The organism is Sorangium sp. So ce176 (assembly GCF_051519835.1).
GTDB classification, from domain to species: domain Bacteria; phylum Myxococcota_A; class Polyangia; order Polyangiales; family Polyangiaceae; genus Sorangium; species Sorangium cellulosum_G.
This window is the reverse complement of sequence record NZ_CP150371.1, coordinates 2742557-2762677: the sequence shown is the minus strand read 5'-3', so window position 1 is coordinate 2762677 and position 20121 is coordinate 2742557. Positions and strand designations below refer to the sequence as shown.

Sequence of the window (20121 nt, the reverse complement as noted above, 5' to 3'; positions counted from 1 at the left end):
CCCCATGTCGACGAGATCCGTCGTCCGGAGCGCGAGGCCACGACCCGGGCAGCTTCCTTGCATGGCGGCGCCGTCTGCAGGAGGTACGATGAACGCTCGAACCGGGGCGCGGCTCGCCGCGCTCGCCGCCGTGTTTGCGACCGTCGCTGGGTGCACGCTGTACGATGACTCCGACCCCCTGGAAGAATTCGAGTATCCGGAGGGCGGCTCGTGGACAGGTCCGCCTCCCCGTGTCTCTGCGGTGCCGCCTCCCCCGGTGAGCGGCGGAACGCTCCTCGTGACCGCCGACAAGACGCTGGCCGTCGCTGCGGATCCGGATCGCGACAGGATATCGATCATCGACCTCTTCGCCGACGACGTCCACATTCTCCCTCTGGAGAAGGGCGACGAGCCAGGGCGCGTGACCGAGGGGACCGCCGGCGTCGCTCATGTGGCGCTCCGCCGGGGCGGCGCGGTGGTCACGATCGACCTGGCGACCAGGGAGATGCACCGCAGGCCCGTCTGCCCCGCGCCTCGCGGGCTCGCCCACGACGCCTCGACAGGCCTCCTCCACGTGGCCTGCGCGGGCGGCGAGCTCGTGACGCTCTCCTCCGACGTCGCGGCCCCGCCCGTCCGCGAGCTTCGCCTGGACCGCGACCTGCGCGACGTCATCGTCCAGGGGGACTCGCTCCTGGTGAGCCGTTTCCGGTCCGCCGAGCTCCTTGTCGTCACGGAGGACGGGACGGTGGCCGAGCGCATCAAGCCACCTGTCTTCTTTCATTCCGCCCCCCGGGCGAACAGCGGCGTCGAGCTCGAGTTCATGCCGGGCGTGGCGTGGAGGACGCTCTCGCTGCCCGGGGGCGGCGTCGCCATGGTGCACCAGCGCGGCGTCGTCAACCCCATCGACGATACGCAGCCCGGCAGCTATTACGGCAAGAATTGTCAACAGAGGATACTCCACTCGGCGGTGACCGTGATGCGCCCGCGTCCCGGCGAGCCCGGATCGCCGCCCACCCCTTCAAGGTCCGACGTGGGGGGCATCGGGACGGGCGTGCTCCCGGTCGACATCGCTGTTTCGCCGGATGGGCTCAACGCCGCGATCCTGCAGGCGGGCAGCAAGAGCGTTCTCGAGACGCCGCTCGTGACGCTCGAGCGGCGCGACGCGTTCGACACCTGCTCGGCCTCCGCTGACCAGCGTGTGCTCGACGTCGAGATGAGCGGCGATCCCATCGCCGTCGGCTACGACGCAGAGGGAAACCTGCTCGTGCAGCTCCGACAGCCGCCGGGCATCGTGCGCCTCGCGGCCCTGAGCGGCGAGCCGATCAACCTGATCGAGATTCCTGGCGAGAGCCGGCTCGACGACGCCCATCACTTCTTTCATCATGGCGACTGGTCCCAGACCTTGACCTTGGCGTGCGCTTCCTGCCACCCGGAGGGGCACGAGGACGGCCGGGGCTGGCACTTCGCGTCCACCGGGTGGCGCCGCACGCAGACTGTCGCAGGCGGCGTGCTCGCGACGGCGCCGCTGCACTGGGGGGGGGAGCTGGCGGACTTCGGCGCCCTCGTCGAGGAAGTGTTCCAGCGCCGGATGGGCGGCTTTTCCCAGTTCCCCGAGGAGGTCGCGGCGTACGCGGCGTGGATCGACACAATCGAGCACTTGCCCCGGTCGAAGCCGGCGGACGAGGCCGCCGTCGCGCGCGGCGAGGTGCTCTTCAACGACCCGACCCTGGCGTGCGCCACGTGTCATTCCGGCGAGCGGTTGACGAACGGCGAGACAATGGACGTGGGCACGGGCAAGCCCTACCAGGTGCCGTCGCTGCGCGGGCTCGCGGCGCGGGCCCCCTACATGCACGACGGCTGCGCCGCGACGCTCCACGACCGCTTCGGGCCGTGCGGCGGAGGCGACCTGCACGGCGTCACCTCGGCGCTCACGCCGGCCCAGATCGACGATCTGGTCGCGTACCTGGAGACGCTATGAGCTCGAAGCGCACGGGCGCGGCGCCGCCCGGCGCCGGCGCCCGTGCGCAAGGCGCCTGCCATCGAGCCCGTCGACGCGCGTCCCGACACGAGTTGTCGAGCGTGTCAAAGGGACGTGTTCACCGAGCCTGCACGTAGAGCGAGAACGGGAAATTGCCCTCGCCGCCGGCGAACGTCGCGTCAGGGACGTCGATCACGAATTCGTGCATGCCGGCGCTCGCGGCCCCCCACGGGACGATCCGGGTGTCGATCACGTCGCCCGGGCACCAGTTGCTGAACGACTGCCATGCTTCGTCCGACCGCGGGGACGGCCCGTAGATGCCGTTGCTCTGGGTGTTGTACCTGCGAAACGGCTCGCACGACGTGCGCCCGGGCTTGTACTGCAAGGCCAGCTTGCCGTCGACGTATACGTAATGGTCGCGGCGAATATACTCCTCGCCGCCCTGGTTGGCGCCGTGGTTCGACGTGATCAGCACGAGCTGCGCATTCTGTGTATCTGCCGGCAGCTCGAACCTGACGGTCTTGCGGGTCGTGCCGACCTTGTCGCTGGCGCCCATGGCGTGATTGTTGAAGTCTTCGCCGATCGCCAGCGGCAACAGGACGCTGAAGTCCTGGGCCTCCTGCGCGCTGTCGGTATACAACAGCAGCGATCCGAGCTGCGTGTCATTGCGACCGGCGCAACCGGCGACCTCGTCGTTCGCGGCGTAAGGCACGCCGAAGATGCTCAGCTCGAACCAGAGATCGTGGTCGGCCAGGAGGTCGGGATCCTTCAAGATCGGCACGAGGTTGCTGGCCTCCCATTCGTAGGGGACCGTCGTCGGCTGCCTGTTCATGTTCATGAAGGGCGTGACGAACCGTGCGACCTCGATCCGGTCGACCTCGCCCGTATCGTAGGTCTGGGCCCCCTTGGGGACCAGCGCCAGGTTGACCGAGCCGACTCGGTCGTAGTTGTCGCAACGCGCTCCCACGACCACGCGGACCTTCAGGGTGGTCTGGATCCTGGCGAGCAGCTCGTCGGTCAGCCTGGTCGCAACAAGCGAGTTGTCGTGGCGGATCACGCCGTCCGGGATCGGTTCGTCGACCGTCGCGGCGTAGCCGTCGTAGAACACGATGTTCTCCAGCACCGGGACCTCCTCGGGTTCCAGGAGCTGCTCCTCGCCGCTGTCGCCGCTGCCGTCACCGCCGCCGGTGCCGTCACCGCCGCCGGTGCCGTCACCGCCGCCGGTGCCCGCGCTGGTCCCTGTCGCTGCGCTCGTGCTGCCGGAGCTCTCGGAGGTCCCGGTGCCGCCGCCAGTGCCCACGTCAGGGCGCTGTTCGTTCGTGCACGCGGCGAGCAGGGCCAGCGGACAGAAGTACGGTATCGCGCGACGCAGGTTCATTCGTCGAACGTATCAGATCGCCGACTCGATGTGGCGCTGGAGCGGCAGCCCCACCTCGCCCGGATGGGTGGTCGCCGGGAGCAGCAGCGATTGGCCCTCGCCCCCTTGGCTTCGCTTCCACCTCGGGCAAGCCTTCACTTCCACCTCGGGCAAACTTCCGCACTCCGCCTGCCGCATGCTTCGACGACCCGTTCCGGGGCAAGGAGCTTTGCAATGAAGGAAGGCGCGAAAATTTCGACGATCCCGACGCGTGACGATGGCATACCCACGCGCCGCGATGTCCTGATGGCCGGCCTCGGCGGCCTCGGGCTCGCGGCGCTCGGCCTTGGCGGCCTTGCATCGAAGCAGCTCGTCGCGCAGCCCCTCGTCTATGACCTGCCGGCGCCGCCCGCCGTCGCGCTCGCGCCCACGCCCGCGTGCGTGGACCAGCCCGCGACAGACCCGTCGGAGGAGGGGCCCTTCTACGCCCCGAACACGCCGCTCAAGACGGACTTCCGGCGCCCAGGCCATCGGGGCCGCGAGCTCGTGCTGCGCGGTCGCGTGCTCGACGTGCGCTGCCGCCCGATCCCGGGGGCCGTCATCGACCTCTGGCAAACCGACGAGGACGCGCTGTACGATAACGTCGACTACGGATACCGCGGCCACCAGTTCACCGGCCCCGGCGGCGAGTTCGAGGTGACCACGGTCTTCCCGAAGGGGTACCTGATCCTCGGCATGGTCCGGTCCCCTCATATCCATGTCAAGGCGCAGGGGGCGAGGACGAGGCTCCTGACGACGCAGATCTACTTCCCGGAGGACGCGGAGAGCCACGCGCGCGACCTCCTGTTCAATCCGAGGCTCGTGGCCGAGCTCCGACAGACCGCCTCGGGGCCTCCTGTCGCGATCTTCGACTTCGTCCTGGAGGATGCATGACGCCCGCGCGGGCCCCCGCCTGGATCCGCGTCGTGATCGGCGCGCTCGGCGCGGCGAGCTTCGCGCTCGGCCTCGCGTGCTTCGTGATGCCGGCGCGGCTCTTCGGTCCCGACGCCTATCGAACGCTGGCGCGCGTCCCGATCGGGCTCCTCGGCGCCATGACGATCGGCGTCGCGCTCGGGGCGGCGCGGGCCGTGCGCCACGCGACCGTGGACGCCGTGCGGACCGTGGCGGTGACGATGTTCGGCGCGGCCATCCTCGTGCCGCCGGTCGTCACGTTCAACATCGGCGCCTTCGGCAACGTCACGTCGGGCACGCGCGCCTTCACGATGGCCGCCCTCGTCGTCGCCCTTGTCAGCGTCCCGCTGCTCTTGAGCCTTCGCGTCCTGAACAGGATGTACCGCGCCGCAGACCCGCGCGCGAGCCGCCCCTAGGCTAGCGCCACGGCTTCGCGGCGCCGCGCTCGCCGCCGCCGAGCTCCGCCGCGGCGTCGTCAGACGCGCGAGGAGCGTTTGCGCCACGCGCTGGGCGTCATGCCGAAGCGACGGGCGAACGCGCGCGAGAAGTGGCTCTGGCTGGAAAACCCACTCTCGACCGCGACTGCGAGGAGCTTCGTGTCCGGGCTGCCGAGCTCCAGCGCCTCCGCGGCCCGCTGCAGTCGCCTCTCTCGGATCCAGGCCTCGACGCTCGAGCCGCTCGCGGCGAACAGCCCATCGAGGTGCCGTCGGCTGACGCGTTGCGCGGAGGCCACCCGCTCGGCCGTCAGGTCCGGATCCGCCAGCTCACGCTCGATGAGCTCGATGGCACGCTCGACCCGGACATGGACGCGCGCGGTCCTCCGCGCGTCCTGCGCCGCGGACGACATCCTCGCCGAGGCGTCGAGCGCCGCCAGACCCGCCGCCTGCTGCACGCCGTCGATGTAGGGCGCCGAGGACCAGAGGTTCAACAGGAGGTCGTGCAGCAGCCGATCGACGGCGTTGTCCCGCGTCATGACGCGGAGCGACGCGCGCTCGAACATGCCACCTCCGAAGGTGCGCGATGGAACGCGCGCGAAGAGCCACCGCTGCGCGTCGCTGCTGCCGGTCACCGTGCGCACCGTACGTTTCGAGTCGTCGAGGATCACCATCGAGCCGGGCGTGAGCTCGCAGGCGCCCGCCGGCTGCTCGATGACGCAGCCTCCCTCGAGCTGAAGCAGGACAGCGTGCCCTCCGCCGGTCCCGGAGCGCGGCGCGTGCACCGACCGCAGCGGTCCACCGTCGATCCTCATCATCTCGGCTGCGCCGAGCGGGTGGGACGAGACCGCCGCGCGGGGCGACCGCCCTGGCGTCGCGGCATCCAGGCTCCGGCGCAGCTGCTCGCACGGTGAGGGGTCCTCGCGGCCCATGCGGGTAGCGGAGCAACGTGAGCCAGGTCTGTCAATTCGGGCCGACCGAGCCGCTGGCGGTGGCGTCCCCGGGTCAGCCGCTGCGGGGAGAGCGGGCCAGTGCCATCCGACCGAGGACGGCGCCGATCAGCCCCAGCACCAGGGCCACGATCGCCCCGCCTCGCCCATTGCCAGTACCGACACCCCCGGTGGAGGTGGCCAGGTGCAGCCCCGCGAGGAACATGCCGACCGGCCCAAACACCAGGGCCGCGATGGCCCCGTCACGCCCGTTGCCGGTGCCGATACGACCGACGGATCGGGCCAGCGCCAGCCCACCGAGGATCACGCCGATCAGCCCCACCACCACGGCCACGGTGGCCCCGGCTCGCCCGGAGCCGGTGCCGATGACCCCTTGCGCGGCCGCCGGTGCGGCGAGCCCGACCCCCCCGAGCAGGGCGGCCGCGGCGGCGAAGCGCTTCCTTGCCCCGATCCCCCTGACGGTCTCGCGCGGCCGTGGGGCCGCCCGCGGAGCTGCATTGCACTTCTTCCCGGGATCGCCGACCTCTGTGTCAACTTGCAGCGAGCGTTGCGTCATGATCCACATCTACGCCCGGCGGGCCCCCCGGTCTTGGACGAATTGGAAGCGGCCCGGCTTGTTGCCGATCGCGCCGGGGTGCGTCCCGGCGCCGCGCCGATCCTTCACGGTCACCGGGTCAGGGCACCTCGAGGTCGCGCCTGTCGCCGGCCCCTTCCCCGCCCTCCCTCCGGCGCGGCCGACGCGGCGATGGCGATGTGGTGCAGCTTGACGCGTTCGCGGGAGGACGCGGTGATGAGCGCGGTCGGCGAATCACCGGAGAGGGCAACGAACTCGCGGATCAGGTGCGATTGATCGCAGAACCCTGACGCGGCGGCGAGCCGGGCCCAGTCCGGATCGCGCTCCGCCTCGGCCCGCGCGAGCGCCCGCCGAAAGCGTGTGATCCGGGCGAAGGCCTTCGGGGCGAGGCCGGTCTCGGCGGTGAACACGTCGATGAGCCGGCGGTGGCTGATGCCGAGCGTGGCCGCGACGTCGGCGACCCGGCGCTCGCCCCCCTCGAGCGCCGCGATCGCGTGCGGCACCAGGGGATGACCGGGGCGCGCACGCGAGAGGCGTTCGAGCAGCGCGCGCTCGAGCAGCGCGAAGCGAGCGCGCGGATCCGGCGCCGCGCACAGGCGCTCGCGGAGCTCCGCCGCTCGCTGCCCCCAGAGCTCCGCGAGGTCGGCGTGCGTGTCGGTCAGCGCGCCGGGCGGCGCGCCGAGGAACGGCCACGCGCCGCCAGGGCGGAAGTGGACCCCGACCATCGACGCGTGCTGGCGTGTATCGACGCCGAAGGAGGACTGGTACGCGCCCGACACGACGGCGCCGGAATGGCGGCGAATGGCGGGGCCGTCGTGGATGCGGAGCGCGTCCTCATCGAGGTTGATGACGAGCTGGAGGGTACCGGAGGGCAGGATGCGCTCGGCGGCGCGGGGCGGAGCAGCCGAAAGGCACCAGAGCTCGGCGACGTGCGCCGAGAGCGGCGGACCCGGCACGTGGCGGACATACAACACGTGGACATCATGGCCGACAATCACGCCGCCGGCCACAGCGCCGCGCGGGCGGCCTCGCGCCCGGCGACGAGCCTCTCGCCCGGGTAGACGGGGCAGCGCCGCCGTCGGCGGCGCCAGGACCCTCTCGGGGAACGCTCACTTCATGTAGCGTCTGTCGAGCTTGCCGAGCTGGCTGGTGAAGCCGGCCCTCTGCATCTCCGTGGTCTCGGGATCGTGCATCGCGTGCAGCGTCACGGTCATGTGCGCGCCGTGCGCGAGCGGGGTCAAGAGGACTTCGATGTGGCTCTCGTAGGCCTCGACGCCCGGGAGAAAGTCGACGATGCTCGTGATGGTGAGCGCCTTCTGCGGCGAGAAAGCGCTGAAGCGGGCGCGCACCTCGTGGGACGTCGGCTGCCCGCCGCGCTTCATGGCCTCGATCATCTCCTGGGAGTCGGCGATCATCGTGTAGTGGAGAAGCCCGTTCTCCTTCGGCTCGATCGCATGCACCTCGACCCGGAATCCCTCGGGACCCCACCACGATTCGAAGCCGTCCTTGGTGGCCCAGAGCTCCCAGAGCTCGGAGACCGAGGCCGGGTAGGTGCGTTCGATGAGGATGCTGGCTTTCTTGGCTGTAACGTTCATTCACTTCGTCCTTTCGTGGTCCCACTCTTCCGCGCCGCTCGTCTCGCCTCGAGCGCCTCGCCGAACCGATCCAGGCGCTTCTCCCAGAGCGACCGATAGCGCCCCACCCAGTCGTCGAGCTGTCGGAAAGGCTCCGGGCGCAGCGAATAGAGGCGCCTCGTTCCCTCCGCCCGCACCGCGACGAACCCGGCCTCCCCGAGGATCCGCAGATGGCGCGAGACGCCGGACTGCTGGATCGAGACGATCTCGACGAGCTCACCGACCGCGCGCTCGCCGTCGAGCAGCGCCTCCACGAGGAGACGCCGCGTCGGATCGGCCAGCACTTCGAACAATTCCGAGCTGGGCATGGGCTCAATATGCACCACCGTGTATATTCACGCAAGTAAATATTTCGGGGCGGCGGCGGCCCTCGTCGCCTCGGGGAGGGCCCTCAGCTAGCTGCCATCCGCCTGGCGCTCTCTTCGCGGTCGAGGGGGGCCACCTCGTGCTGCTGGTCTGCGACGGATGGGCCTCCTTCGCTTATCTGGACTCGACCCGTCCGAGCGGGTTGGCCACGCCGGTCAGCGCGTCTTGCGCTTCCTGCCACGCGGAGTCTCCGGGGTAGAGCGCGCTGCGGAGGTAGGCCCAGGTGAGGCGCTGGACGGCAGCCACTCGCTCGGGGTTCTCGTCCGTGGTCTCGGCGACGTCATATCCCGAGACGCCGCCCAGCCCGTGCCCTGCGTCGAACAGGGTGACCAGGGATTTCGGGCTCGGGGAGAGGAAGTAGGGATCGGCGTGCCAGTCGGCGCCTGCGACCGTCAGGTGGCGAGAGTCGTCCTTGTCGCCGGCGACCACGAGCGCGGGCGTCGTCATCGTGGAGAAGTCGATGGTCGAGAAGAAGGGGTAGCTCTCGGCTGCTGACTTGCTGAGGGCGTCGCCTCTGCCGGGCGCGGCGAGCAGCACCCCCGCCTTGATCCGGGGCTCGGCGAGGTTCACTTCCGTTCCGTCGTGGGGATCCCTGTGCCGCGCGCCCAGCAGCAGGCTCGCTGTGTGCCCGCCCATCGAGTGCCCGACGACGGCCACCTTGCTCCGGTCCAGGCGCCCGGCGAGCCCAGCGACGGCGCCCTCGATCGCGTCGAGCTGGTCGAGGATGCGCTTCATGTCCTCGGCCCGCGCTCGCCAGTACAGAGGCGCATCGGGGTCATCGCGATCGAGGGTGAGCGTCTTCGAGTCGAGATGGGTGGGCTGGATCACGACGAAGCCGTGTGCCGCCCAGTGGTTGGCGAGCGGGGCGTAGCCGTTCAACGAGGAGAGGTGGTTGGAGTAGCCGTGGCCGTGCGAGAGCAGGATGATGGGCAGCTCGCTTCCGGTCACGGGCGCGGAGGCGCGCACCTGGAGATCGACGGCGCGGCCGGGGGCTGGCAGCACGATCGGGCTGACCGAGAGGACCGGCGTGGGCGCGCTGGGGATGACGGCTGCGGGGTTGACGGCCTCGCCGACACCCCCGCTCGCCCCGGTGGCGACAAGGATGTGGTCTGAAAAGTCTCGGTTGCTCACGTTGTACCTCCACCCCCTTCGTACCTCCCGCCGCCGCCTTCCGATTGGAAGGACCGGACATTTTCAGGGTGGATTCCGCTCAGCTTGAACGGCCGCAGTGGACGCGCTAGACCACGAGGGTGCCGAGCACGATGGCCTCTGCCGCCTTGACGTTCTCGCTCTCCCGCTTCGTCGAGGATGTTCGCACCATCGAGCCAGTCGCTGGGCGCGCATGTCACGTCGAGCAGCTGCCCGACGGAAGGACGACCCTTGTCTTTCGCATGATCGAGGGGGGTCGGAGAGGGGATCTGTTCGTCGTGGGCCCGCGAACGCGGGCGCATTTCAAGGACGCAACCGGCGTCGCGCGGGCGGTGATGCTTCAGTTCAAGCCTGGCTGGTCGGCGCCGCTGCTGGGCGTGGCAGCGAACGCGCTGACGGACCAGATCGTCCCGCTGGAAGACGTCTGGGGCCGTTCGGGCAGCGACCTCTGCCTCGAGCTCCTTGCGGCGCGAAGCCTGCCAGAGGTGCTTGACCGGCTCTCCCGCGCGATCGCCCTTCGCACCCACCCGACGTTCGAACCGGCGTCGGCGCGGCTCGCTCGCCGCGCGGTTCGCTTGCTCGAAGGAGACGAGGTCCGGGTGGAGAGCGTGGCGGAGCGGCTCGGCGTCACGGCGCGGCATCTTCGCCGCGCCTTCACGGAGAGCGTCGGCATCGGGCCGAAGGAGTTCGCGCGGATTGTGCGCCTGCAGCGCGCCGTGCGGATGGCGGCGACCTCGAAGGACTGGGCGCGCATCGCCGCAGACGCGGGCTATTACGACCAGGCGCACCTCATCGCCGACTTCCGGGAGCTCGTCGGGCTCACGCCGGGCGCCTTCCTGAAGCGCGCGGGCGACAGGGACGTTCGGTTCGGCTCCGGCGACGCGGAGGCCGGCGGGGAGCCTGGGACGAGGTCGCCCGCGTGCCGCCGCTCCTGATCCTCACCTACGTCGGGTTCGTGAGCCTCGGCCTGCCCGACGCGGTGCTCGGCGTCGCGTGGCCCTCGCTGCGCACCGCGTTCGCGCTCCCGCAAAGCGCGCTCGGCGCGCTCCTTGTCGGGACGGGCGTTGGGTACTTCTCCTCCAGCATCGCGGCGGGGAAGCTCGTGGACCGGCTCGGCGTGGGCAAGCTGCTGACGCTGAGCAGCGGGCTCATCACGGTCGCCATGCTCGGTTACGCGACGACGCCGGCCTGGCCGCTGCTGATCCTCTGCGGGCTTGTCGCCGGGCTCGGCTCGGGCGCGATCGACGCGGGGCTCAACGCCTACGCGGCGAGCAACTTCTCCGCGCGCCACGTGAACTGGCTTCACGCGTGCTACTGCGTCGGCGCGGCGCTGGGGCCGCTCATCGCGACGGCGGCGCTCGCGACCACCGGCTCATGGCGCTCGGGCTACGCGATCATCGGCGCGATCATGTTGCTCCTGACCACGGCCTTTGCCGTGGTCAAGGGATCGTTCCGCGCGCGGGCGGCGGCCGCTGGAGGCCCGCAGGAGGCGCCGGGCGTCCCCGTCCCGCTCGCCGCGGCGCTGCGGCAGCGCCGCGTGTGGCTCCAGATCGCGGTGTTCTTCCTCTACACGGGCCTCGAGGTGATGCTCGGGCAGTGGAGCTTCACGCTCAACACCGAGGCGCGCGGCGTCGCGCCGGAGACGGCCGGGGTGTGGGCGGGCGCCTACTGGGGCAGCATCGGCGTCGGGCGCGTCGTGCTCGGCCTGGTGGTCGATCGGGTGGGCGCGGACCGGCTCCTCCGCATGGCCACGCTCACGGCGCTGCTCGGATGCGTGCTGTTCGCGGTCGGCCCGGCCTGGCCAGGGGCCGCGGGGCTCATGCTGGCGGGGCTCGGCCTCGCGCCGATCTACCCGACGTTGATGTCCCGCACCCCGGCCCGGCTCGGCCCCTACACGATGCACGCGATCGGATTCCAGGCGAGCGCGGCCATGGTCGGCGGCGCGGTCCTGCCGAGCCTCGGCGGCGTGCTCGCCGCGCGTGTGGGGCTCCCGTCGATCGGGACGCTCGCGGTGGTCACGGCCGCGGGCCTGTGGCTGCTGCACGAACTGCTGGTCCGGTCGACGCCCCCTCAGGGCACGAGCGACGGCGCGTAGGCGCTCAACAGCTTGTCTATGCATCGAAGGGGCCGCCTTCACGCCACAGCCTGCGGGCGCGCGGTCGAGCGCCCACCGAAACCTCCCCTCGCGGCTCTCGGATACCCGCGTCGGGGTGCCCGAGGGCGGCGATCTTCAGCGCCTGGAAGCGGGCCTCGCCCGGCCAGGGCGACGCCCGTTCGCGCGAGGCGGCCGACGGGAGCCGCGCTGGGATATAGTCGCAGCCCATGCTCGATCGCCAGCAGGTGTTGCGACAGACGCAGGCCCGGCTGCACCCGGAGCGCATCGCCCGGCGGGAGGACGCGCTCGCGCGAGCGCGCAAGCTGATCGAGGGCTCCCTCGGGCAGCTCGACGAGACCGGCCTCCGGCGCCTGCTCCAGCTCTTCAACGCCGACCACGTCGATGGCCGCGAGGTGAACAATCGCTTCGCCACCGGCCTGGTCGGCAACAACGCGAACCTGCTGGTCGCCGCGCTCGACGGCGTGAACGCGGCGGTGCCTTCTTTATGGCAAGCCGACGACGCCTGGCTCGCCGAGCACCTTGTCGCGCTCCGCCGCGGGCGCAGCCTGCCGGGCGGCGGCTGGCTGTTCCCGTCGATGATCCTGCACACCCGGGATCCCATGCGCTTCCCGCCGGCGACCGACACGATGGCGCGGGGGCTCGCCGCGATCGACGGCGGCCCGCCCATCGCGCTCGGCAGGCCGACCGGGTACCTCGACTACAGCGCACGCGTCCGCAGGCTCCTCGAGGAACACACGATCTCGCCGCACGGCGCCGACGTGCTGCTCTGGCAGGGGGCCCAGCTCGCCGGAGAGGCAGCGGACTCGGACGCGGGCGAGCTCGATGAATCCCCGGCCGCGACCCCCGCGCCGGAGCCCGCGCGGCCGACCGCCGGACGCGACGCCACGACCGTCGGCCTGGCCGCTCGGGGTCTCGACGCCTCGGCCAGGCTGTCGCGCTCGACCCGCCCTCCCGAGAAGGACCCGAGCGCCCCGCGGCCAGCGCCGTCCACGCCCGCGCGTCCCGCCTCGGTCGGCTGGCTGCACCTCACCGACCTCCATCAGGGCATGGGCGGCACGAGCTGGCTGTGGCCGAACGTCATGGCCACGCTGTTCGACGACCTCGCGCGCCTGCACGACCTGTGCGGCCCGTGGGACCTCGTGCTGTTCACCGGGGACCTGACCCAGTGCGGCAAGGAAGACGAGTTCAAGAAGCTCGACGCTACCCTCGACAGGCTGTGGCGGCGCTTCGACCAGCTCGGCTCGCAGCCGCGGCTGATCACCGTGCCCGGCAACCACGACCTGGAGCGCCCCAAGAGCGACCTCGATCCGTACGTGCTCGCCCTCTCGCAGTGGCACGAAAGCCCGCGCCTGCGCGACCAGGTGTTCGACGAGAAGAGCGACCTCGGCTACCGCGAGCGCCTCGCGAAGGTCTTCAAGCCCTACACCGATTGGGTCGATTCCTGCCGATGGCACGTCCTCGATCGCCGGAAGCTCGGCCTTCTGCCGGGCGACAGCTCGTACTCGCTGTCGCTCCACGGCCTCGAGCTTGGCGTCATCGGTCTCAACTCGGCCTTCCTGCAGCTCACCGGCGGCGACTACCAGGGGCGCCTCGCCGTGGACCCGCGCCAGCTCCACGTCGTCTGTGACGAGGACGCCCCCGACTGGTTGCAGCGCCACCACATCAACCTGCTGCTCACCCACCACCCGCCCGAGTGGCTCCACCCGCAGGCACGCCAGGAGTTCCGTCAGGAGGTCGACCCGGCCGGTCGCTTCGCCGCCCACTTCTTCGGCCACATGCACGAGGGCGCCGCCACCTCGACCGCCCACGGCGGCGGCCACGCGCGTCACGCCCTGCAGGGCGCCTCCCTCTTCGGTCTCGAGGAGCACGACGGCCCCGGCGGCCGCGGCGTGACCCGCCTCCATGGCTTCAGCGCCGGCCGCTTCGAGCTGCTCCCAGGCGCCGCGCAGGCCCGCGTGCGCGTCTTTCCCCGGCGCATGTTCACGAGCGCCGGCGGGCGGAAGATCGACCGTGACGTCCTCGCCTACCACCTCGATGAGCGCGGCTCCTTCGCCTACGAGGTCCCGGCCGCCCGCCGCACATGACGCCTCGCCCGCGCCACGCTCACCCTCCGGCAACTCGATCCGGCGCGGGCGCCCAGGTCGCCCACATCACCCGAACCACGATGTTACCTTCCGATGATGTGGTCTACCTGGTGGGGCAAGACCGCGAGGACGACGCAATGACCCTGGAGCTGCGCCACCTCTCCTCGGAGCTGCACGCCCCCTTCTACCGCCCAGTCGACGTAAAACGAATTGACACCCAACAACGCCTGGAGTATGGCAAGCCGCCATGCCGTCTGTCCACCTGACGCGCCATCTCTACACCTTCTTCCCGCACCTCGAAGGTCAAACCATCGTGGTCGAGGCGTCGACAGCAGGTGAGGTCGTGGCGGCCCTGGAGAGGCTCGCGCCCGGCATCGGCTTCTACATCTGCGACGAGCGCGGCCGCTTGCGGACGCACGTCAACATCTTCGTCGGCAAGCAGATGATCCGCGACCGCAAGGGGCTCACGGACGCAGTCGCTGCCGACGACGAGGTCCACATTCTGCAAGCGCTGAGCGGAGGCTGAAATGGCAAGCCGTATCCTGTTGGGCACGCGTAAAGGCACGTTTATCGTCGAGAGACAGAACGGCACGTGGAAGCCGCGCCTCGCGGGCCACGCCGGCGGCGGCGTCAACTACGTCGCGCGCGATCCCTACACGGGCAAGCTCTGGGCGCTGCTCGGCTTCGGTCATTGGGGAGCCAAGCTGTCCGTCTCCACGGACGAAGGCGAGACCTGGAATGACAACCCCACCCAGATCAAGTATCCCGAGGGCGCTCGCTACATCGGCCAGGACATGTACGAAGACGCAGGCAGCGACTTCGGTGTCGGCATCAAGATCGTCACGCGCCCGGCCACGGTACAGAAGCTCTGGATCATCGGCTTCGGCCCCGGCGGCGCGGTCTACGTGGGCACCATCCCTGGTGGCTTGTTCGTCAGCCGCGACGGCGGCGGCTCCTTCGAGCTCAACCGGCCGCTCTGGAACCACGAATCACGCGGCGGCGACCTCTTCACCGGCGAGGGCAAAGGCGAGACGAAATGGTTTGGCACGCCGGCCTCCGAGGGTGGCGAGTTCGCCCCGGGCATCCACTCCATCGTGGTGGACCCGCGCAACCCGAAGCGAATGCTCGTGGCCGTGTCCACGGCCGGCGTCATCGAGACAGAGGACGGGGGAGAGGTCTGGCAACCGCGCAACAAGGGCATGCAGCTCGATCACACGCCCGAGCCAGACGCCCAGTGGGGCCACGACACGCATTACATCGAGCAATGCGAGGGCGACCCCGACCATATCTGGCAGCAGAATCACGTTGGTATCTACTACAGCAGCGACGGCGCAAAGAGCTGGCGCAAGGTGAGCCGCCCGGAACAAGGCGTTCATTTCGGCTTCCCCATCACCGCGGACGCGAAGCACGGACGCACGGCGTGGGTCGTGCCCGGCAAGTCGGACATGCAGCGAATGACCGTCGATGGCGCGCTCTTCGTGGCTCGCACGACGGACGGCGGTGAGACATGGAAGCAGCTCCGCCGCGGTTTGCCCCAGGAGCAAGCCTACGACGTCATCTACCGCCACGCGCTCGCCAACAAGGACGGCGCTGTGGCTTTCGGCACCACCACGGGCAACCTCTACGTGAGCGATGACGGCGGAGAGGGTTGGACGGCGGTCGCCAACAACCTGCCGCCCATCTATTCAGTACGCTTCGCGTGATAGGTTGGTGGCTCAGGAGAAGCGAAGCGCGATCGTTTCGGGAGCGGGTGGGAGCGGCGCCCAGAAGAACAGGACCGCGCCGCTGCTGCTTCAACCCGCTCTCTTGATGCCGATCCCCGGCCGGTGCTCCAGGGCTCGGCATGCACCTCAAGGCCAGGCCGGTGGGGCATGTGGGGCAGGATGGTACCGCACCGCCTGAAGGCGCTTGGAGGCGCTACCCTCCTACCCTCCTTCCCTCCTTCCCTCCTGCCCTCCTACCCTCTTTCCGCGACAGCGTTCGGCGCGCGCTCACGGGTCAACCGGCGCTAAAATCGCGCTCATGACGTCCACCGTGACCCGCAACACCGGCTCCACCATCAAGTACGCCGTCATCACGGCGGTGCTCGTCGGCCTCTCGTTCCTCTGTTTCCGCGCGATGCTCGACCAATCCGGCCTGCTGTGGCTGCTCTGCCTCGTCGGCGGCCTCGGGTTCGCTGTGTTCGCGTTCGGGTCGCTCCTCGTCGCCAGGGACCTGGCCGGCACCGCGACGTGCCCGCGCTGCCAGGCGACGCTCGCGGAGATCGAGCTCAACCACACCGAAGAGCCGGCGTTCTGCGACAAGTGCCAGGCCGCGTACCTCGTCGACAAGCGCGTCCTCACCGTGCTCGCCGGCGACTACGTCCACCCGACGCCGGGCTTTCCGGTGCCGGTGGCGAGCGAGACGATCTGCTGGCCGCAAGGCTGCTGCGTGTGCGCGAGGCCGGCGACTCGCGGCATCGAGGCGAAGGCGGACGACGGCCAGACCGGGACCAACGTGGCCGTCGCCGCGGCCGGGCTCGCGCTCGGGAGCATCGCGGTGCGCACCGGCGGCGGCACGACCTACACGCTGCGCATCCCGCACTGCGCCGAGCACGACGACGGCGCGAAGCTCGAGATCAAGAGCGGCAACGAGCCGCCGCTGCAGATCCGCTTTCGCTCGTACGCCTACCAGCGCCGCTTCCTCGAGCTGAACCCGAAGCCGGCGAAGGCCGCGTAGATCCGCTTCAGCCCTTCACTTCCCGGGCGCGTCTCCGTCGCGTGCACCGGGTCCACAGCGACGGCGCGGGCGCGGACGTGCTCGTGTCGGCCGTCGTGAGCTCGACGACGCCGTTCTGCGGGGTCACGCCGCCCGGCGTCGGCGTCGGCAGCAAGCCCGCGGAGATCGTCGCCGTGGATCCCGACGGCTGTGCGCCGAGCGGCGGCGAGCCGCTCGGCGACGTGGTGCCGACCGAGCCGTCGACGTTCTGCTGCCTGGCGCAGGCGTCGCGCCGCGCCCCGATGAGGCTACGCAGCGACCGGCGGCTCGAGCGTCAATCGCTTTCCACGCAGATGGCGTCACCGAGCGAGCGAGGGTCGGTCGCGCGGACGTTGCACTCGTAACCTGCACCGTCGATGGATCCGCCTCCACCGATCCTCGCGATGTTCCAGAGCCCGACGTGCGAGCAGATCTCCGCCGAGTTGGCGGAGACGGTGGCGAAATCCGCGAGCTCGAAGCCCTCCAGGCACTGCTCTCCGCCTCTCACGACCGCAAAGGTGGTCCCGCCGATCTCGAAGAGCTCGTAGTTGGGCTTGCAGAGTATGTAGTCCAGCTCGCGGGTATCGTCAGCGTGCTGCTGGCAGTTGTTCCACGGACCATCGATCGAAGACCCGTCTGCGATGCGAAAGACCCCTGAATAGGGGAGCTCATTGCAGCTGAAGGCAAACGTCCAGAAGGCGTCGACTGGGGTCAAAGGCGCGTAGCCTGCGGGGCAAGTTTCACCTTCGTAGACTCCGTACTCCACCGCCTGAGCTTCGGCGGGTGCGCTCAGCGAGACGCCTCCGACGACAAGGCCGCAGATCAGGGCGCGCATGAGCATCGTGTGCGAGATGTGTTTCATTTGTTCGCCAATGTTTTGCTAGGATGAGTTATGTTTCCGGACCAAGCGCGTGGCCGGGCGCGGGGACTCCTTGGTGCGTCCGGGGACAGGCGCATCCCGCCCGCCCCGCACCGCGCCGGGATCACGTCCAGAGTATGCGGCGACACGGTATGCGACGCCAGACAGCGAGCTGAAACGGCGGCGTTCGAGGAGTGGAACAGTGCTATCGCCGCTGCTGCTTCATTTTTGCGGCCCTTCTCAGCGGAAAATTGAACAGGGAGGCGGGGAGGCGAGAGCCGGGATCAGTCGTTCGAACGAGCAGCCTCAGCGCCGGCTGCTTCGGGTTGGGTACGTGAGCACCTGAGCTTCATGGACTGGCAGCAGGTGATCGACGGTCTTGAGTTCCAGCACGAGCTTCTCCTCGACGACAACGCCAGCCGGCCCCGAGCGAGCTCGAACGATGGTCCCCATGTCTCGCCTCCCACCCTTGTCTGCGCTCTCTCTCCTCCCCGCCTCCCCGCCTCCCTGTGTACTCTCTCTTTCTCTATCTCGCGCCCGACAAGCCGCTGCTGCCGGCAGCGCTGCGCGCCGCGGCAGACCGGCAGGTCGTCATGCACGGAGAAGAACACCATCATGTCGTCCTGCATCTCCATCGGCGAACAGTTCATCCATGTTTCGAACGCTCGGCTGTGCTCCATCGTCGCGTTCGCGATCCAGGTCGGATCCGAAACGGCATCCACGGAGAGCGACCGCGCCAGCCTGGCAACCCTCCGGAGCTTCGAGGCGAACATGTGGCCCGGGGTCGATCTCGACCTCGACGAGGTGTTTCCCTCGCTGGACGAGAAGAAGTTCTGGGCCCGTGTATTCTTCACTGTCGGCCACCGAATATTTCTGCACCGACTCGGCAACCACGACGTGACATCCTGGCAGGCCAGCACCATCGGAGACACCTACGTCATGGCGAGGATGCTTGCTCGCGCGGTCCAGGAGATTGAGCTGGGCTGGTATCCGGAGACCGAGGCTGCCGACGAAGCAGCTTCGCACGAGGCCAAGCTCAAGGTTGCTTTCTGATGAGCCATCGTCGGCCATCAGGCCGCAGAAAGCACGCACGTGGCGAGGGGGATGGTGGAGGGCCCCGTCGTGGAGCGGGACGCGGTGCTCAGCTCGCGCTGGGGTCGGCGATGCGGCCGACGAACAGGATGCTGCCTGTCGCGTTGTCGCGGATGAGGAACAGGAAGGGATTCACGAGCGCGAGCGACGCCGGCGAGGGCGCCGACTCGTCGCCGACGATGACCGCGGTCGCCGCCGCCGCCTCGGTGCCGGCCTCGTTCACGCCGACGAACGCCTTGTGGATGACGTCCTGGATGAAGGGCTGTCCCTGGCTGTTGATCCCGGTGAAGTCGGCGGCGCCGGGCGTGAACGCGACCTCCATCCCCATCGCCTCCAGCGTGTTCTTGAGGCTCAGCTTGTATTCGAACTTGAACTTCGGCATCGTTGTGTCGACAAGGTGCTCGCTCATCGCGCCGACGATGCCGTCGACCTTCGCCGCGTCGAGCGACGCCTCGAACGCGTCGAGCGTGCCCGCCTCCGGCAGGATGATCACCATCGACAGCTCGTCCCCGTCGTAGGGCATGGCGACCGCCTGGTAGCCGTCGCCCTCGGCGTACGGTATCTCCAGGCTGCCGTGCATCAGGGGCACTGTCACGTCGGTCCCGTCGGCCGTCGCGAACTGGCCGTCCTCGGTCGCGGTGGTCTCGAACGGGGTGCGCCACGCCGCGTTGAAGTAGATGGCGTTCGTGAGGATCAGCACCGTCTCGGGGGTGATCGCCTCGACGGGCACCAGCTCCTCGATCTTGCCCTCGGTCTGCTCGCTGACCCAGCCGTTGACGAGATCGACCGACTCCTGCGGCTGGCCAATGAAGTCGACGACGTGCATTCCGGCGCCGTAGTTCAGCCCGAGCGTGTCCAGGAAGGCGGTCTCGAACGGATAGCCGATCTGTCCCCAGAGCGCGTTCACGACGTTGAGGCGGAAGCCCTTCCCGTCGGCGCCCTGGGCGCCCTGACCGCGGCTCTCGAGCTCCTGGTCGATCCAGTTGAACGCCGGGTGGAGCTTGTCTTGCCCGAGGTCGAAGTGCAGCGTGCCGGCCATGGCCGTCTCGGTGTCGCCCTTCGCGCCGGCCCACGTCATCGCGAGCGCCGTCGAGATGCTGTAGGGCGAGTAGAAGACGTTGCCCGGCTCCGCGCGGAGCTGCTGGTAGAGGTCGAGCGCGAACGCGGAGTTGCCCGAGACGAGCGCGGCCTGGTCGTCCGCAGGCACGTCCGGGGTCGAGATGCGCTGTTTGTCGGAGGCGACCACACATCCGGGCGTGTCGTGGCACACCTCGTCCCCCGGATCGGGGTTCGGGTCCTCGTTCGGCGGGTCGGTGGAGGAGGTCTGGCAACCGAGGGTCGCGGTCAGGGCCAGGGCGAAGAGCGGAGCGCAGGTTCGTAGGGTTCGCATCATGCCGCTCCGCCGAGCACTCGCCGTGCCGCGCCGGCGCCCGATCGAGGGCTCCTGGGCTCCGAGGCGGCACGCGCGGCGAGGCCGAGGCGCCGCACGCCGCGCGCGAGCGAACCCTGACATCCGGCGAGAGGGCTGGCCCGATCTGGCACACGAACACCCGGCGCGAGGCCGGACGAGGTGGGCGCGCGGCGGCGAGGATCGCCAGGACGGCTAGCTCGAGCGCACCGGACCGCACACCGCCGCCGCCACCGACGGCTGCACCTGGACCTTCGCGGTCCGCGGCAACACGGCGTTGCTCGACCCGCCGGCGCAGCGCTGCGGCCCGCTCACGCACCATCAGCGAGATGGCGATATGTTCTCTGCTCATCCATCAATTGCCGACCGACCGAAGGTCGGCAAAGACACGAGAGCCGACCCAGCGCCGATAGAGACAAACTGACGCAGCAACACGCGCATCTGCTCCTGGCCC

The 20121-nt window shown here is 69.8% G+C and carries 23 protein-coding genes; 12 read left to right on the top strand and 11 right to left on the bottom strand.

Annotated features, from left to right (window positions below):
- Positions 1-88: 88 nt before the first annotated feature.
- Positions 89-1957, top strand: a complete 1869-nt coding sequence (locus tag WMF42_RS10655) for a c-type cytochrome (protein ID WP_437691815.1) — start codon at positions 89-91, stop codon at positions 1955-1957.
- A 118-nt stretch (positions 1958-2075) separates the two neighbouring features.
- Here the strand turns inward: WMF42_RS10655 and WMF42_RS10650 are convergent, their stop codons facing one another.
- Both WMF42_RS10650 and WMF42_RS10645 read right to left on the bottom strand, forming a co-directional pair.
- A complete protein-coding gene (locus WMF42_RS10650) occupies positions 2076-3335 on the bottom strand; it encodes a peptide-N-glycosidase F-related protein (protein ID WP_437691814.1) in 1260 nt (419 codons plus the stop codon).
- Between the two features lie 12 nt (positions 3336-3347).
- Entirely contained in the window at positions 3348-3479 is a 132-nt protein-coding gene (locus WMF42_RS10645; protein ID WP_437691813.1) for a hypothetical protein, read from the bottom strand.
- 69 nt (positions 3480-3548) lie between these two features.
- Here WMF42_RS10645 and WMF42_RS10640 point away from each other — a divergent pair, with 69 nt between their 5' ends.
- Both WMF42_RS10640 and WMF42_RS10635 read left to right on the top strand, forming a co-directional pair.
- A complete protein-coding gene (locus WMF42_RS10640) occupies positions 3549-4247 on the top strand; it encodes a dioxygenase (RefSeq protein ID WP_437691812.1) in 699 nt (232 codons plus the stop codon).
- Positions 4244-4681: a hypothetical protein gene (locus tag WMF42_RS10635; RefSeq protein ID WP_437691811.1), complete on the top strand. Its 438-nt coding sequence runs from the start codon at positions 4244-4246 to the stop codon at positions 4679-4681. The genes WMF42_RS10640 and WMF42_RS10635 overlap by 4 nt, the downstream gene beginning before the upstream one ends.
- Positions 4682-4740: 59 nt before the next feature.
- On the opposite strand, the gene WMF42_RS10630 is transcribed toward WMF42_RS10635, so the two are convergent.
- The 6 genes from WMF42_RS10630 to WMF42_RS10605 form a co-directional block, all read right to left on the bottom strand.
- On the bottom strand, positions 4741-5631 hold the full coding sequence (locus tag WMF42_RS10630; RefSeq protein ID WP_437691810.1) for a helix-turn-helix transcriptional regulator: 891 nt from the start codon (positions 5629-5631) through the stop codon (positions 4741-4743).
- Positions 5632-5704: 73 nt separating this feature from the next.
- Positions 5705-6205 carry a DUF6223 family protein gene (locus tag WMF42_RS10625; RefSeq protein WP_437691809.1) on the bottom strand — a complete coding sequence of 167 codons (501 nt, stop codon included), beginning with the start codon at positions 6203-6205 and terminating at the stop codon, positions 5705-5707.
- A gap of 110 nt (positions 6206-6315) precedes the next feature.
- Positions 6316-7197, bottom strand: coding sequence for an AraC family transcriptional regulator (locus tag WMF42_RS10620; protein ID WP_437691808.1), 882 nt, complete (start codon positions 7195-7197; stop codon positions 6316-6318).
- Positions 7198-7332: 135 nt separating this feature from the next.
- On the bottom strand, positions 7333-7818 hold the full coding sequence (locus WMF42_RS10615) for an SRPBCC family protein (protein ID WP_437691807.1): 486 nt from the start codon (positions 7816-7818) through the stop codon (positions 7333-7335).
- Positions 7815-8165 carry an ArsR/SmtB family transcription factor gene (locus WMF42_RS10610; RefSeq protein WP_061606034.1) on the bottom strand — a complete coding sequence of 117 codons (351 nt, stop codon included), beginning with the start codon at positions 8163-8165 and terminating at the stop codon, positions 7815-7817. Before WMF42_RS10610 ends, WMF42_RS10615 begins: the two co-directional genes overlap by 4 nt.
- 172 nt (positions 8166-8337) lie before the next feature.
- Positions 8338-9267: an alpha/beta hydrolase family protein gene (locus WMF42_RS10605; RefSeq protein ID WP_437694246.1), complete on the bottom strand. Its 930-nt coding sequence runs from the start codon at positions 9265-9267 to the stop codon at positions 8338-8340.
- Positions 9268-9485: 218 nt separating this feature from the next.
- Here WMF42_RS10605 and WMF42_RS10600 point away from each other — a divergent pair, with 218 nt between their 5' ends.
- From WMF42_RS10600 to WMF42_RS10565, 8 genes are all read left to right on the top strand, one after another.
- A complete protein-coding gene (locus WMF42_RS10600; protein ID WP_437691806.1) occupies positions 9486-10307 on the top strand; it encodes a helix-turn-helix domain-containing protein in 822 nt (273 codons plus the stop codon).
- Positions 10292-11467, top strand: a complete 1176-nt coding sequence (locus WMF42_RS10595) for an MFS transporter (protein ID WP_437691805.1) — start codon at positions 10292-10294, stop codon at positions 11465-11467. Before WMF42_RS10600 ends, WMF42_RS10595 begins: the two co-directional genes overlap by 16 nt.
- A gap of 227 nt (positions 11468-11694) precedes the next feature.
- Entirely contained in the window at positions 11695-13572 is a 1878-nt protein-coding gene (locus tag WMF42_RS10590; RefSeq protein WP_437691804.1) for a metallophosphoesterase family protein, read from the top strand.
- 98 nt (positions 13573-13670) lie between these two features.
- Positions 13671-13838: a hypothetical protein gene (locus WMF42_RS10585; RefSeq protein WP_437691803.1), complete on the top strand. Its 168-nt coding sequence runs from the start codon at positions 13671-13673 to the stop codon at positions 13836-13838.
- The gene (locus WMF42_RS10580; RefSeq protein ID WP_061605979.1) at positions 13820-14098 is read left to right on the top strand and encodes a MoaD/ThiS family protein; all 279 of its coding nucleotides are present in this window, start codon (positions 13820-13822) and stop codon (positions 14096-14098) included. Before WMF42_RS10585 ends, WMF42_RS10580 begins: the two co-directional genes overlap by 19 nt.
- Position 14099: 1 nt before the next feature.
- On the top strand, positions 14100-15275 hold the full coding sequence (locus WMF42_RS10575) for a WD40/YVTN/BNR-like repeat-containing protein (protein WP_061605978.1): 1176 nt from the start codon (positions 14100-14102) through the stop codon (positions 15273-15275).
- Between the two features lie 319 nt (positions 15276-15594).
- The gene (locus WMF42_RS10570; protein ID WP_437691802.1) at positions 15595-16290 is read left to right on the top strand and encodes a hypothetical protein; all 696 of its coding nucleotides are present in this window, start codon (positions 15595-15597) and stop codon (positions 16288-16290) included.
- A 41-nt stretch (positions 16291-16331) separates the two neighbouring features.
- Positions 16332-16673 carry a hypothetical protein gene (locus WMF42_RS10565; protein WP_437691801.1) on the top strand — a complete coding sequence of 114 codons (342 nt, stop codon included), beginning with the start codon at positions 16332-16334 and terminating at the stop codon, positions 16671-16673.
- Here WMF42_RS10565 and WMF42_RS10560 read toward each other — a convergent pair.
- Both WMF42_RS10560 and WMF42_RS10555 read right to left on the bottom strand, forming a co-directional pair.
- Positions 16604-17143 (bottom strand): hypothetical protein, encoded by a 540-nt coding sequence (locus tag WMF42_RS10560; protein WP_437691800.1) that lies wholly within the window; start codon positions 17141-17143, stop codon positions 16604-16606. The two genes, WMF42_RS10565 and WMF42_RS10560, sit on opposite strands and share 70 nt — an antisense overlap.
- 330 nt (positions 17144-17473) lie before the next feature.
- Entirely contained in the window at positions 17474-17557 is an 84-nt protein-coding gene (locus WMF42_RS10555) for a hypothetical protein (protein WP_437694244.1), read from the bottom strand.
- Between WMF42_RS10555 and WMF42_RS10550 the strand changes: the two genes are divergently transcribed.
- Positions 17519-18220 carry a hypothetical protein gene (locus tag WMF42_RS10550; protein ID WP_437694483.1) on the top strand — a complete coding sequence of 234 codons (702 nt, stop codon included), beginning with the start codon at positions 17519-17521 and terminating at the stop codon, positions 18218-18220. The genes WMF42_RS10555 and WMF42_RS10550 overlap by 39 nt on opposite strands.
- A gap of 88 nt (positions 18221-18308) precedes the next feature.
- On the opposite strand, the gene WMF42_RS10545 is transcribed toward WMF42_RS10550, so the two are convergent.
- Positions 18309-19652 carry a serpin family protein gene (locus WMF42_RS10545; protein ID WP_061605974.1) on the bottom strand — a complete coding sequence of 448 codons (1344 nt, stop codon included), beginning with the start codon at positions 19650-19652 and terminating at the stop codon, positions 18309-18311.
- Positions 19653-20121 lie beyond the last annotated feature (469 nt).

Excerpts from the sequence above, each read along its gene's own strand:
- WMF42_RS10655 (WP_437691815.1), top strand. The coding sequence starts at position 89 with ATGAACGCTCGAACCGGGGCGCGGCTCGCCGCGCTCGCCGCCGTGTTT.
- WMF42_RS10650 (WP_437691814.1), bottom strand. The coding sequence starts at position 3,335 with ATGAACCTGCGTCGCGCGATACCGTACTTCTGTCCGCTGGCCCTGCTC.
- WMF42_RS10640 (WP_437691812.1), top strand. The coding sequence starts at position 3,549 with ATGAAGGAAGGCGCGAAAATTTCGACGATCCCGACGCGTGACGATGGC.
- WMF42_RS10635 (WP_437691811.1), top strand. The coding sequence starts at position 4,244 with ATGACGCCCGCGCGGGCCCCCGCCTGGATCCGCGTCGTGATCGGCGCG.
- WMF42_RS10630 (WP_437691810.1), bottom strand. The coding sequence starts at position 5,631 with ATGGGCCGCGAGGACCCCTCACCGTGCGAGCAGCTGCGCCGGAGCCTG.
- WMF42_RS10625 (WP_437691809.1), bottom strand. The coding sequence starts at position 6,205 with ATGACGCAACGCTCGCTGCAAGTTGACACAGAGGTCGGCGATCCCGGG.
- WMF42_RS10615 (WP_437691807.1), bottom strand. The coding sequence starts at position 7,818 with ATGAACGTTACAGCCAAGAAAGCCAGCATCCTCATCGAACGCACCTAC.
- WMF42_RS10610 (WP_061606034.1), bottom strand. The coding sequence starts at position 8,165 with ATGCCCAGCTCGGAATTGTTCGAAGTGCTGGCCGATCCGACGCGGCGT.
- WMF42_RS10600 (WP_437691806.1), top strand. The coding sequence starts at position 9,486 with ATGGCCTCTGCCGCCTTGACGTTCTCGCTCTCCCGCTTCGTCGAGGAT.
- WMF42_RS10590 (WP_437691804.1), top strand. The coding sequence starts at position 11,695 with ATGCTCGATCGCCAGCAGGTGTTGCGACAGACGCAGGCCCGGCTGCAC.
- WMF42_RS10580 (WP_061605979.1), top strand. The coding sequence starts at position 13,820 with ATGCCGTCTGTCCACCTGACGCGCCATCTCTACACCTTCTTCCCGCAC.
- WMF42_RS10575 (WP_061605978.1), top strand. The coding sequence starts at position 14,100 with ATGGCAAGCCGTATCCTGTTGGGCACGCGTAAAGGCACGTTTATCGTC.
- WMF42_RS10570 (WP_437691802.1), top strand. The coding sequence starts at position 15,595 with ATGACGTCCACCGTGACCCGCAACACCGGCTCCACCATCAAGTACGCC.
- WMF42_RS10560 (WP_437691800.1), bottom strand. The coding sequence starts at position 17,143 with ATGCGCGCCCTGATCTGCGGCCTTGTCGTCGGAGGCGTCTCGCTGAGC.
- WMF42_RS10550 (WP_437694483.1), top strand. The coding sequence starts at position 17,519 with ATGGACTGGCAGCAGGTGATCGACGGTCTTGAGTTCCAGCACGAGCTT.
- WMF42_RS10545 (WP_061605974.1), bottom strand. The coding sequence starts at position 19,652 with ATGATGCGAACCCTACGAACCTGCGCTCCGCTCTTCGCCCTGGCCCTG.